The sequence below is a fragment of the Cupriavidus plantarum genome (assembly GCF_905397285.1).
In the GTDB taxonomy this organism is placed as follows: domain Bacteria; phylum Pseudomonadota; class Gammaproteobacteria; order Burkholderiales; family Burkholderiaceae; genus Cupriavidus; species Cupriavidus plantarum.
This window is the reverse complement of record NZ_CAJPUX010000002.1, coordinates 400,057-412,398: the sequence shown is the minus strand read 5'-3', so window position 1 is coordinate 412,398 and position 12,342 is coordinate 400,057. Positions and strand designations below refer to the sequence as shown.

The following is a 12,342-nucleotide window of genomic DNA, read 5'->3' as shown; positions in this document are numbered from 1 at the left end:
GCGTTTTTACACGTCGCCGACGGCATGGCGCTTGCGATAGTCGGCCGGCGTCACGCCGACCACGCGCAAGAACGCGCGGCGCAACGTATCCACGCTGGAGAAGCCACACTCGGCGGCGACCTGCTTGGGTGCGAGATGGCCCTGCTCCAGCAATTGCCGCGCGGCCGATACCCGTGCGGCCTCCACCCAGCTTGCCGGCGTGATGCCGATCTCCTCCCGAAACAGCCGCGTCAGATGACGCGCGCTCACGCCAATGCGCGCGGCGAGCGCGGGCACGTCATGCTTTGCCGCCGGATGCGCGGCGACCCAGCGTTGTAATTCCTGCAACGCCGAGCGATTCTCCGCGGCGGGTGCCGCGCGCCGGCTGAACTGCGCCTGACCGCCCGGCCGCTTGAAGTACATGACGAGCTGGCTCGCGACACGCATCGCGATCTCGCGTCCGAGGTCCTCTTCCACCAGTGACAGCGCGAGGTCGAGGCCCGCCGTCACACCGGCCGCGGTGCGCAGCTTGCCGTCGCGCACATGGATCGCATCGACGTCGATGGTCAGGTCCGGGTGACGTTGACCCAGTTCCGCCGCCACGGCCCAATGCGTGGTGATGCGCTTGCCGGACAACAGTCCCGCCTCCGCAAGGATAAACGCGCCGCTGCACACCGAACCGAAGCGCCGAACGTGCGGCACCACATTGCGGAGCCAGCCGCCGAGCATTGCATCCGGCGGCGCGCTCGCGATGTGCGGGGCGCCAGCCACGAGGAGCGTATGCACGCGCGGCAGGCCACGACCGTGCGGATCGTTCTCGATCACGAGATCGGGCAACAGGCGCACGCGCGACGACGACTCGATGGCGCCGCGCCGCACGCCGATCACCTGCAGCCGATAAGCCTCGGTACCCGATTGCGCGTTGGCCTCGGCGAACACGTCGAGCGGCCCCGATACGTCCAGCAGTTGCACGCCCTGCGTGGCGACGATGGCGATGGTGCGTGATGGCATGTCTGCTCCCGAGCGTCCGCCATTCGAGCGGATGTCTTAATTCGTCGTACTACGACGATTGCAGCCATCATACGCCCACTCCTACACTCGTTTCAAGCCCACACGGCAACCAACACCCCATCGACAAGGAGTCCGCCATGCAATTCTCGGTCAACGGCATCGCCATCCCCGACAGCAAGCTCGCCCGCGAGATCACCGAAGTGGTCCGCGATACGGAGTCCCCGCTGCTGTTCCACCATTCGAGCCGCGTCTACTACTGGGCCGCCCTCAACGGCCAGCGGATGGGCCTCGATTTCGATGCGGAGCTGCTCTACGCGGGCGCGATGTTCCATGACATGGGGCTCACGCCGCAGCATGGCAGCGCAGACAAGCGCTTCGAAGTCGATGGCGCCAATGCGGCCGCCGCCTTCCTTCGCAGCCGCGGCATCGACCAGCGCGACATCGACACGGTATGGACCGCGATCGCGCTGCACACGACGCCGGGCATCCCGGAGTTCATGCATCCGGTGGTGGCGCTGGTGACGACGGGCGTGGAGATGGACGTGCTCGGCATTCGCTACGACCAGTTCAGCGACGCGGACCGCGAGGCCGTCGTGCACCAGCATCCGCGCACCGAACACTTCAAGGAGGACATCCTGCAGGCGTTCTACGATGGCATCCGGCACAAGCCCGACACGACGTTCGGCAACGTCAAGGCCGACGTCATCGCGGACAAGGAGCCGCACTTCCATCGCGGCAACTTCTGCAGCGTGATCCGCAACTCGGCGTGGAAGGGTTGAGTCAGGGCAGGTACTTCACGAGCAGCGCCGCGAGGTCCTCGTAGGCGATGGGCTTGATCGCCATCGCATCGATGCCGGCCTGGCGGCAATGCACGCGCTGCGTGGGGGTCATCGAGGCGGACAGCGCGACGATCGGCGTGCGGCGCGCCGTGCCGCAGTCCATATCGATCTCGGAGGCGCCCTCCGCCGCGCGAATCGCGCGCGCGAGCGTGATACCGTCCATGCCCGGCAGGTTGAGATCGGTGATCAGCAGCGCCACGGGCGCCTGCTGCCACGCGTCCCATGCGTCGGCACCGGAGCCATGGACGGCGATGTCGAACGAGCCGAGCGACGCGAGGTCGTGCTGCAGCAGCATCGCGCAGACGGGATGGTCTTCCGCCACGAGAATGCGTGGCGCGGCAGGGTAGTTTGAAGGGGTGGGCACGGCGGCATGAATGGCGAGCTATCGACCCCCCCATCATGCACGTCCATGCGCTCCGGTGGAATACGCAGCTTTCCGCAAATGCTGTAGGCCTTTTCTGCAAGGCCCGCCCGGGATACGGATCAGGTCACCACGTTGCGCATCGGCTCGCCGCGGTGCCAAGCGCGCAGATTGTCGAGGAAGATCTCCACCACGCGGGCCGCGTTGCCATCGGAGAAACCCGCGCTGTGAGGCGTGGCGATGACGTTGGGCAGCGCCCACAGCGGCGACGTCTCGGGCAGTGGCTCATGCGCGAACACATCGAGATACGCGCCGGCGAGCCGGCCCGATTGCAGGGCGTCGATCAACGCGGGTTCATCGACGACCTCGCCGCGCGACACGTTCACGAGACGTGCCCCTTCCGCAAGGCCGTGCAGCGCCGCCGCATCGACGAGGCCGCGTGTGTCACGCGTGAGCGGACACGCGAGTATCAGCCAGTCCGTCCGCGGCAGCACGTCGCGGAAGCCCGCGAACGTCACCGTCTCGCAATCGGGACCGGCAGGCGTCGCGCGCTGCCGCACGACGATCACCTTCATGCCGAACAGCTGGAGCACCGCGCCGATCTGCTGGCCGATGGGGCCCCATCCCACGATCGTGGCGGTCTGCCCCTGCAGATCGCGCGGCATGCCGGAGCGCATGAGCGGCGCCCAGCGGCGTTCGCGCTGCGCATCGTACAGCAGCGGCAGATGGCGGGCGAGCGCCAGCAGGCCCGCCAGGGCGGTTTGCGCGACGACGCCGGCATTCGCGCCGGAGGACGTCGTCACCATCACGCCGCGTTCGCGCAGCTGCACGAATGCCGGGCGGTCGGCGCCCGCGGAATGCACATGCGTCCAGCGCAGCGAGGGCGCCTCCAGCATCGCGGCATAGAAGCGGCCCGTGGCGGGCTTGATCTCGTGCTTGGTGGATAGGCCCGTGACGTCGCGCGAGACGAAAGCGATATCGGCATCGACGGCGGCGGCATCCTCGACCGACGGCGCCAGTACCGGCACCCATGGGCGCCCCGCCAACGCGGCATCGATCGATGCCGCGTACTGCGCGCGCGCGGCTTCGGACATCAGAATCCGCAACGGCGCGGCACCAGCGTCAGACATGCTCTCTCCCGTTCCTCACACGACTCGCGTCAATCGACGGACGCGCCCGATGCGCGCACCACGTCCTTCCACTTCAGATATTCCTTCTGCGTGAACTTGCCAAACTGCTCCGGAGAGCCCCCTACGGGGTCCGCGCCCTCGCGGATCATTTGCGCCTGCAGCGAGGGCAGCGCCTCGTTGACGGCCTGATTGACCTTGGTAATCACCGCCTGCGGCGTGCCCCTGGGTGCGAAGATACCAAACCACGAGCCCGCTTCGAACCCCGGGAAGCCCTTCTCCGCCACCGTCGGCAGATCGGGGAGCGAACGCGAGCGCTTGGCGCTGCTGACAGCGATCGCGCGGAGCTTGCCGGCCTGGATGTGCGAGATCACCGACGGGATCGTCGCGAACATGAACTGCACCCGGCCCGTCAGCAGGTCGTTAAGCGCGTCCGCGCCCTTGTAGGGAATGTGCGTCGCCGGCGCGCCGATGCGCTCGGTCAGCATGAAGCCCGACAGATGCGACGACGTGCCGACGCCCGTCGAACTGTAGTTCAGCTTGCCGGGGTTGGCCTTTGCGTACGCCACGAACTCATCGAAGTTCTTCACGGGCAGCGACGGATGCACGACCAGCACGTTGGGCACGTCCGCGATCTGCACCACGGGCACGAGGTCCTTGAGCGGGTCGTAGTTCAGGCGCTTGTACAGCGTCTGGTTGATCGCGATCGGGCCCACCGAGTCCACCAGCAGCGTGTAGCCGTCGGCGGGCGACCGCACGACGAACTCGGTACCGATATTGCCGCCCGCGCCCGGACGGTTGTCGATGACGAACGACTGCTTCAGCTTCTGCGACAGGTGCTGGCTCACGCTGCGGGCAAGCATGTCGGTGGTGCCGCCGGCCGTGAATGCCACGACGACGCGCACGGGCTTTGTCGGGTACTCGTCGGCGGCGTGGGCGACTGTCGTGGCAGCGGCAAGGGCGAAGGCCGAAGCGGACGCGAGCGCGAACGCCTGCATGAGGCGCCGGGTCGGCGGGATCGTGAAGCCGAGCATGGGAAGTCTCCTCTGTCTTATGTTTTTGGCGGCGCTCAGAAGTCGTACAGGCGCGCGGGATTCGTGACGAGCACGCGCTCGCGCGTCGCCGCATCGGGCAGCCAGCGCGTCAGCAGGTTTAGCAGCACGCCGTCGTCCGGCATATCCGCGGGATCGAAGTAGTTGATATGCGGCCAGTCGGAGCCCCACACGACCTGATCGGGGTTCGCGGCGATCAGCGCCCTGGCGAACGGGTCCACCTCCGCATACGGCGTTGCCGCCGTGCCGCCGCCCGCATTGTTGCGATCGGCGCCCGAGATCTTGGTCCATGCCGCGCCTTCGGCGAGCAGCGCGCACAGGGTCTGAAAGCCTGGGTCGTCGACGCCGCGCGCGGTGGCCATGCGCCCCATATGGTCGACGACCAGCGGGATGCCGAGCTTCTTCAGGCGCGGCCCCATCTCGACAAGGTCCGGCGCGTGGATCCAGATCTGCGCATGCCAGCCCCGCTCGCGCAGGCGCGGGGCAATGGCTTCCAGTACCTCGATGCCGGAGCCATTGCGATACACGGCATGGCCATGGAGCTGATACAGATTGAAGCGCGCGCCACGCACGCCGGCCGCGTGCCAGTCGTCGAGCTCGGCGTCGGTGGTGTCGGCCGCCGGCACGGCCACGCCCCGCAGCCGCGCCGGATACTGGCGCAGCGCGTCGAGCACGACCTGGTTGCCGACGCCCGTGCCGCTGGCACTCGCGGTCACGAGCACGCCACGTTCGAGGCCGAGCTGATCCAGATGCGCGATGAACGCTTCGGCCGGATACGCGGCGGGCGTGTAGCTGCGATCGCTGGCAAGCGGAAATCGGTGGTAAGGACCGAACACATGCGCATGGCTATCGCAGGCGCCCGCGGGGGCCTGGAATGCGGGCGCGGTGATGTGTTCGAGGGCGGGCAGGCAGGGGCGGGTCATGGCAACGTGTCTCTACAAGGTCTTACTCAGCGGCTTTCAGTCGGCCCGAAGCCGCCAGCGTCTGCGCCCGCGCATCCTCCTGCGCCAGGCGGTCGGCGACTTCCTTCGACGTGGAAGACTTCGCGAGACTGCCCACCGTCAGCAACCGCTTCTTCACCTGCTCTTCGGCCAGCGCCTTCCGCAACGCGGCGTTGATCGTCTCCACCACCGCGGCGGGCGTCCCGGCCGGCGCCAGCAGCGTCGTCGCGGTCGTCGCATCGAAGTTGGCCAGGCCGGACTCGCGCAACGTCGGCACGTTCGGCAACGCAGGATCGCGGTCGCGCGACATCACGGCGATCGCGCGCAGCGCGCCCGACTGGATATGCGGCGCCGAACTCGTGAGCTGGTCCACCACCATGTCGATTTGGCCGCCGAGCAGATCCACCAGCGCGGGCGCGGAGCCCTTGTAGGGCACCTGATTCAGCTTGATGCCCGCCGCATCCTCGAGCTGCAGCGTCGCCATATGATTGGTGGTCCCCGGCCCCGCATGGCCCGATGCGAGCTTGCCCGGGTTCGCCTTGGCGAAATCGAGCAGCGCGCGCACGTCCTTGAAGCGGTTGTCATTGCCTTTGACCACCACCACGAGCGCCGTGGTGGAAACGAGCCCCACCGGCGCAAAGCTCGCAAGCTTGTAGTTCGTCCTGGTCATGCGCGGCAGCACCACGATCGCATTGGGCGTGGTCACGAGCAGCATCGACCCGTCCGCGTCGGCACGCGCCACGGCGCTCGCGCCAATCACACCGCCCGCGCCGGGCCGGTTGTCGACGATGACGTTGCGGCCGAGCTGCTGCTCGAGCGCTGGCGCGACGGCACGCGCCACCACATCCAGATTGCCGCCGGGCGCGAACGGCACGATCAGCGTCACGGGCTTGTTCGGCAGCGCCTGCGCGCGGGCCGTGGTCATCATCATGGGGGCTGCGCCGATCGCCAGCATCCGCGCCAGCATGCGTCTTCTGTTCATCGCTGTCTCTCTCTTATGTAGTTTTACCCGTTCCTGCAGTGCGGACCGCCGCGCTTCAATCCCTGTAGCTGGGGTCCAGCCGGTCGAGCTTGCGCAGCAGCGCCGGCCACTCCATCACGCCATACGGGCGGCGCGTGCCAGGCTGATAGTTGTTCCACGTCGCCTCGAGCACATCCTTCGGCACCGTCTGCAACGGCGTATTGCACGCCATCGCGCCGATCTGCGCACGGCAGGCCAGCTCGAGCCGGTGCATCCAGTTGAACGCCTCGCCCACGGTGTTGCCCACCGTCAGCGCGCCATGGTTCCGCAGGATCAGCGCCTCACCCGTGCCGAGGTCCGCAATCAGCGACTCCTGCTCGGCCGTATCCAGCACCACGCCCTGATAGTCGTGATAACCGATCTTCAGGAAACGCATCGCCGTCTGCGTCAGCGGCTGCAGTCCACATTCCAGCGACGAGATCGCCATGGATGCCCAGCTATGGGTGTGGATCACGCAAGCGACTTCAGGACGCGCATGGTGCACGGCGCTGTGGATGACGTAGCCCGCCTTGTTGATGCCGTAGTTCAACTCGCCGAAGTCCGGCTTCGACAGAATGTTGCCCGCATGATCCACCTTGATCAGGCTCGATGCCGTGATCTCCTCGTACATCATGCCGTAGGCATTGATCAGGAACGCGCCCTCTTCGTCGGGCACGCGCACCGAGATATGGTTGGCCATCATGTCGGCCATGCCATACAGCTCGACGAGCCGGTAGCACGCGGCCAGGTCCACGCGCGCCTTCCATTCCGCCTCGCTGCAGCGGTCGCGCATCGACGGGATGTGCAGAACGCCGGGTTTCGTCATGGTGGTTCTCCTTTGGTATAGGTATTCAGTCGGAGCCGAGGGCGAGATCGCTCGGACGACGCTTCTCGATGTTCCACTTCAGCAAGGCGGCGCTACGGAAGATGCCGTGCGCGAACTTGCCATAAGGCAGCGTGAAGAACAGCGCCATCACGATACCAAGATGGATCGCCAGCAGCGCGGCCATCGCGGAGGTATCGCGGAAGGCCAGCAGCGCGAGGCCGCTGGCGCTGGTGAGCAGCAGCAGGGCAATAAAACCGCGGTCCATCGGACGCTGCTCCAGATCCATCGTGCGCGGATCGCGACGCAGATTCAGCCACAGCAAGCCAGCCGGCCCGATCAGCAATCCGATGCCGCCCGCCGTGCCCAGCAGCACCGGCACGCTGAAGAACGGGTACGGCGCGTGCAGATCCAGCAGATAGTGATATAGCGTGGCCACGGCAGTCGCCGCGAAGCACAGCATGAAACCGTAGAACGTGAAATGGTGGAACCGCCGGCGCGCGAGCGTGAACGCGTCGTCGGCGTTATTGCAGCCCTCGCCATGCCCGCCATCGAGGTACTTCAGCCGCAGCGCGTCATGCGCCGCGCCGCCGATCGCGGCGCCGCGCGCATCGCTCGGCCGGGTGCCGGGCGACACCTGCCGCCAGAATCGCGTTACCCCCACGCCGAGCGCGAGCACGGCAAAACCGAAGACCACCCCGAACATCGCGGCCAGCAGGTTGTGCGGGAAGATCGCGTAGAAGTTGCCGGCCAGCGGTTCGTGCAACAGCGTGCCACGCATGCCCAGCACCATCAGCAGGAACAATGCAAGGCCCGCGGCAAGCGCAAGCGCCGTCGTCAGCCCAGCGCGGCGATAAAGTCCGCCCAGCGCGGCCGGGAAGGCATAGTCCCCATAGGTCTGCACGCGCACCTTGGCCATCGCCTGGGGAATGTTCACCGCGAACTCGTGAGGCGGTGCGTACTGGCAGGCGTGGAAGCACGCGCCGCAGTTGTGGCACAGGTTCGCCAGATAGTGGATATCGGCCTTGCCGAACTCCAGCCGGCGGGTCATCGACGGGAACACCGCGCAGAACCCTTCGCAGTAGCGGCACGCGTTGCAGATCTGCAGCGTGCGGGCGACCTCTCTCTCGTCGGCGGTCAGGGTGCCGGCGAGCGGCAACGCGCCCTCGCCGAGCGAAGCCGCTTCGCGCGTCAGTGCTTCAAGAACTTGCATGCTCAATTTCCTGTGATTCCTTGCGGGCGGCGGCCGCGCGGGCCGCTTCGGTGCCGGCGATGCGGCCGAACGCCGTGCCGATCGACATGCCGACGCCCGCCGTATAGCCCTTGCCCAGCACGTTGCCGGCCATCATCTCGCCGGCGACGAACAGGTTCTCGCTCGGCTGGCCATTGAAGTGCACGGCCGCCTTGTCGTTGACCTTGAGGCCAAGGTACGTGAACGTGATGCCCGGACGCAGCGCGTAGCCGTAGAACGGCGCCGTATCGAGCGGGCGCGCCCAGTGAGTCTTGGCCGGGGTCACGCCTTCGGTGTGGCAGTCGTCGAGCACCGTGTGATCGAACTTGCCAACGCGGCAGGCGGCGTTGTAATCGTTGATCGTGCGCATGAAGGTAGCCTCGTCGAGGCCGAGCTTGCGCGCGAGTTCGGGCAGCGTGTTCGCGGTGACGCCGGGGAACACCGGCGGCATGAAGCGGCCGACGGCCTTGGCGTCGATGATCGAGTAGCCGATCTGATTCGGCTGCTGGGCCACGAGGCGGCCCCAGATCGCGTAACGCTTGGGCCAGAAGTCCTCGCCCTCGTCATAGAAGCGCTCCGCATTCGCGTTGAGCACCACGCCCAGCGACACGCAATCGATCCGCGTGCAGATGCCGCCGTCGTACAGCGGCGCGCGCGCATCGATGGCCACGCAATGCGATTGCGACGGATCGCCGATCGCATCCGCGCCCGCTTCGATCATGTACTTGAGCAGCACGCCCATGTTGAAGCGCGTGCCGCGGATCAGGAAGTTGTCGGCCGGCCATTCGCCGCGCTCGTTCTGGCCCCAAGCTTCGCGCAGCCATTCGCGGTTCGACTCGAAGCCGCCGGCTGCGAGCACGCATGCGCGTGCCTCGATGCGCTCGTTGCCGATGCGCGCGGCGACAAAACGGTCGCCATCGAGCTCGATGCCGTCCACGGGTGCGTTGTAGCGGATCCGCACGCCCAGGTTCTCGGCGCTGCGGTAGTAGGCGTTGACGAGCGCCTTGCCGCCGCCCATGAAGAATGCGTTGGTGCGCGCGACGTGCAGCGCGCCGGACAGCGGCGGCTGGAAGTGCACGCCATGCTTGCGCATCCAGTCGCGGCAATTCGACGACGCGCGAATCACGAGCCGGGCGAGGTGTTCGTTAGTGATGCCGCCGGTGACCTTGAGCAGGTCCTGCCAGAACTCCTCTTCGGGGTAGGCGTCGACGAGCACATCCTGCGGGGCATCGTGCATGCAGCGCAGGTTGCGCGTGTGCTGCGAGTTGCCGCCGCGCCATTCGCGCGGCGCGGACTCGAGCAGCATCACGCTGGCGCCGGCCTCGCGCGCCATGAGGGCCGCGCACAGTGCGGCGTTGCCGCCGCCGATGACAAGAACGTCGATCATGGCCGGACGTCCTTTCTGGCTTGAGGGGGGGTGGGGAACACGGTCGGAATCTTATGGAAGCGTGCCGCAACTGTATCGGTCACACCTGCCCGTGCTAATCCCCTGCGCGGCATGGGGGCATCACGAATCGTGATACCCACGCCCCCTATTGTTCCATCAGGCGCGCGCCGTGCCAGCCGCCCGAGCGGACAAGGCCGCGGGCGGTATCGGCCAGCACGACGCGCAGGGCGAGCGCGGCCGGCGAGAGTTCGTCGTCCGAAAGACTGCAGAGCAGGTTCTGGCGCCCAACCTTGGCGTCGTCGATCTGCGCGAGGTGGAATCGTTTCTCGGCGTCGGGGTAGCGCCCGACCGCGGCCCACGGCTGCAGCGTGGCGCCGAAGCCCATGTCCACCGCGTCCATCAGCATGGCGAGCGAGTCCACTTCCTGCACCACGTTCGGCACGACCTTCGCGCGGGCGAAGGCGGCGTCCAGCGTGCTGCGCAGGCCGTGAAGGCCTGTGGGCATGATCAACGGAATGTCGACAAGGTCGACGATCGACAGATGCGTGGGCGGGTCGGCGCGGCCCTGCGGCAGCGCGGCGCGCGAGCGGATAAGGAACAGCGTTTCCTCGAGCAGCGGCATCACGGTCCAGCGCCGTGCGGCGTTCGTGTCGAACAGCACGGCCAGATCGAGCTGCCGCGCGTTGAGCATCGCGGTGAGGTGGCCGGAGAGACTTTCCACCATATGCAGGCGGACATCGGGATACCGCTCCCGCATCGCGCGCATCAACGGCACGCCGATGACCGAGGCCGTGGTCGGCGCAAGGCCCACGCTGACGGTCCCGGATAATCGCGCCTGATGCGCGGCGCGCTTGGCCTGTTCGGCATGCCGGAGCGTGAGCTGCGCCTCATGAAAGAATGCGAGCCCCGCCTCGGTCGGCGTGACGCCATGCGGCGCCCGCCGCAGCAGTCGCGTGGACAACTCGCTCTCGAGCCGGCTGATCTGCTGGCTGATGGCCGACTGCACCATATCGAGCTCGAGCGCTGCCCGGCTCATGCTGCCTAGTTCGACCACCCGTACGAAATATTGAAGCTGGCGCAGTTCCATCTGTCTCCCCTGTGCGCCACCTTATACCAGATCGGGGAGCCCGCTCTCCTCAGGCCTCCTCCGCGCCGTTATACCAATCGACCACCTGATCCGAATACACCAAGCCCTTTGCCGCCAGTCCCGGCCGCATGTCGTACATATCGACGCCGAGCACGCCAGACGCCAGCTTCTCCCGCTTGCCAGCCTCCAGCGCTTCTCGCTCCGCGGCCTTTCGCGCGATCTGTGCCGCGGCAGGACGCGCCACGACGACGACACCATCGTCGTCGGCAACGATCACGTCGCCGGGCCGGACGCTGGCGCCCGCGCAGACCACCGGCACGTTCACCGCGCCAACGGTTTCCTTTACCGCGCCCTGCGCCGATACCGCCCGCGACCACACCGGGAAGCCCATCTCGTTCAGCACAGAGACATCCCGCACGCCGCCTTCGATGATCAGTCCGCGCGCCCCGCGCGCCTTCAGCGACGTCGCCAGCAGATCGCCGAACAGCCCATCCGTGCAATCGCTCGTCAACGCGACGACGAGCACATCGCCCGGCCGAATCATCTCCACGGCCACGTGGATCATCCAGTTATCGCCGGGATGCATCAGCGCCGTGACGGCGCTGCCCGCAATCGACACCCCGGACTGAATCGGCCGCATATACGGCTTCATGAGCCCCGTGCGCCGCTGCGCCTCGTGCACCGTGGCGACACCGAGCCGACCCAGCGTATCGATGGACGCAGCCTCCGCGCGCAGGATATTGCGGTAGGCAATCGTCCTCATGCCAGCACCTCGCTCACTATCGGGAACACCCGCGCATACCCCTCGCCATACTGGATCTTGCGATCGGAATTGCGCGTCGCCTGCGCCCCGCGCTGCAACGCCACCCGCGTGTAGTACTCCCACAGATGTTCCTGCGCGGCCATCGTCGTGAAGGCGCGTTGCTTCTTCTCCCAGACCGAAGAGATATCGAGCAACACGTCGGGCTTCCAGTTGCATTGCTCGGGCTGATGCGGCTCGAACAGGAACACCGGCGGCGCGCCGATGACCGGCACCTCGGGCTTGTAACCATGCGCCTGTGCAATGACCCGCGCTTCCTGCGCGACGTGGGTCGCCAGCGGATGATCGAAGTTGTAAATGTCCTCGCGCGAATGGCTCAGCACGAATTCCGGCCGGATCTCGCGATAGATATCGGCCAGGCGCAGCAGCGCCTCGTCTGGCACCCGCATCGGATAGTCGCCAAGGTCGAAGCACTCCAGCGTGCCACCGAGGATCTCGGCCGCGCGCTCGGCCTCCTCGCGACGGGCCGCCTTGACGCGGTCCATCGTCATACCGGCCTGGCGCCACATCTTGGCGGACTCGCCGCGCTCGCCAAACGACAGGCAAACGATGCGGACGTGATAACCCCGTTCGGCATAGAGCGCCACGGCACCGCCCGCACGCCAGACGAAGTCTGCCGCGTGCGCGCTCACGACGAGGATAGAAGGTGTGGCTTTGGGTTGAGTTTCGGTCATGCTTGACATC

General features: G+C 66.9%; 13 protein-coding genes. 1 reads left to right on the top strand and 12 read right to left on the bottom strand.

Annotation, left to right across the window (positions count from 1 at the left end):
• Positions 1-6 precede the first annotated feature (6 nt).
• Positions 7-990, bottom strand: a complete 984-nt coding sequence (locus tag KHP16_RS10580) for a GlxA family transcriptional regulator (protein WP_115953247.1) — start codon at positions 988-990, stop codon at positions 7-9.
• Between the two features lie 137 nt (positions 991-1,127).
• On the opposite strand from KHP16_RS10580, the gene KHP16_RS10575 reads away from it, so the two are divergent.
• Positions 1,128-1,769: an HD domain-containing protein gene (locus KHP16_RS10575; protein WP_109583387.1), complete on the top strand. Its 642-nt coding sequence runs from the start codon at positions 1,128-1,130 to the stop codon at positions 1,767-1,769.
• A 1-nt stretch (position 1,770) separates the two neighbouring features.
• Here KHP16_RS10575 and KHP16_RS10570 read toward each other — a convergent pair whose 3' ends face one another.
• The 11 genes from KHP16_RS10570 to KHP16_RS10520 form a co-directional block, all read right to left on the bottom strand.
• A complete protein-coding gene (locus KHP16_RS10570; protein WP_147306191.1) occupies positions 1,771-2,193 on the bottom strand; it encodes a response regulator in 423 nt (140 codons plus the stop codon).
• A gap of 119 nt (positions 2,194-2,312) precedes the next feature.
• Positions 2,313-3,320 (bottom strand): D-2-hydroxyacid dehydrogenase, encoded by a 1,008-nt coding sequence (locus tag KHP16_RS10565; RefSeq protein ID WP_244835751.1) that lies wholly within the window; start codon positions 3,318-3,320, stop codon positions 2,313-2,315.
• 29 nt (positions 3,321-3,349) lie between these two features.
• Positions 3,350-4,351 carry a Bug family tripartite tricarboxylate transporter substrate binding protein gene (locus tag KHP16_RS10560; RefSeq protein ID WP_244214583.1) on the bottom strand — a complete coding sequence of 334 codons (1,002 nt, stop codon included), beginning with the start codon at positions 4,349-4,351 and terminating at the stop codon, positions 3,350-3,352.
• Positions 4,352-4,386: 35 nt separating this feature from the next.
• Positions 4,387-5,292 carry an amidohydrolase family protein gene (locus KHP16_RS10555; RefSeq protein ID WP_115953249.1) on the bottom strand — a complete coding sequence of 302 codons (906 nt, stop codon included), beginning with the start codon at positions 5,290-5,292 and terminating at the stop codon, positions 4,387-4,389.
• 22 nt (positions 5,293-5,314) lie between these two features.
• A complete protein-coding gene (locus KHP16_RS10550) occupies positions 5,315-6,292 on the bottom strand; it encodes a Bug family tripartite tricarboxylate transporter substrate binding protein (RefSeq protein ID WP_244835750.1) in 978 nt (325 codons plus the stop codon).
• A 55-nt stretch (positions 6,293-6,347) separates the two neighbouring features.
• Positions 6,348-7,136, bottom strand: coding sequence for a class II aldolase/adducin family protein (locus tag KHP16_RS10545; RefSeq protein ID WP_109583391.1), 789 nt, complete (start codon positions 7,134-7,136; stop codon positions 6,348-6,350).
• Between the two features lie 25 nt (positions 7,137-7,161).
• Positions 7,162-8,346 (bottom strand): tricarballylate utilization 4Fe-4S protein TcuB, encoded by a 1,185-nt coding sequence (gene tcuB, locus KHP16_RS10540; protein ID WP_179593876.1) that lies wholly within the window; start codon positions 8,344-8,346, stop codon positions 7,162-7,164.
• On the bottom strand, positions 8,333-9,751 hold the full coding sequence (tcuA, locus tag KHP16_RS10535; protein ID WP_109583393.1) for an FAD-dependent tricarballylate dehydrogenase TcuA: 1,419 nt from the start codon (positions 9,749-9,751) through the stop codon (positions 8,333-8,335). The genes tcuB and tcuA overlap by 14 nt, the downstream gene beginning before the upstream one ends.
• 145 nt (positions 9,752-9,896) lie before the next feature.
• The gene (locus KHP16_RS10530) at positions 9,897-10,838 is read right to left on the bottom strand and encodes a LysR family transcriptional regulator (protein ID WP_121491623.1); all 942 of its coding nucleotides are present in this window, start codon (positions 10,836-10,838) and stop codon (positions 9,897-9,899) included.
• 49 nt (positions 10,839-10,887) lie between these two features.
• Positions 10,888-11,601, bottom strand: a complete 714-nt coding sequence (locus tag KHP16_RS10525; RefSeq protein ID WP_109583395.1) for a 4-carboxy-4-hydroxy-2-oxoadipate aldolase/oxaloacetate decarboxylase — start codon at positions 11,599-11,601, stop codon at positions 10,888-10,890.
• Complete coding sequence (locus tag KHP16_RS10520) at positions 11,598-12,332, bottom strand: PIG-L deacetylase family protein (RefSeq protein WP_280528131.1); 735 nt, start codon at positions 12,330-12,332, stop codon at positions 11,598-11,600. Before KHP16_RS10520 ends, KHP16_RS10525 begins: the two co-directional genes overlap by 4 nt.
• Between the last annotated feature and the right edge of the window lie 10 nt (positions 12,333-12,342).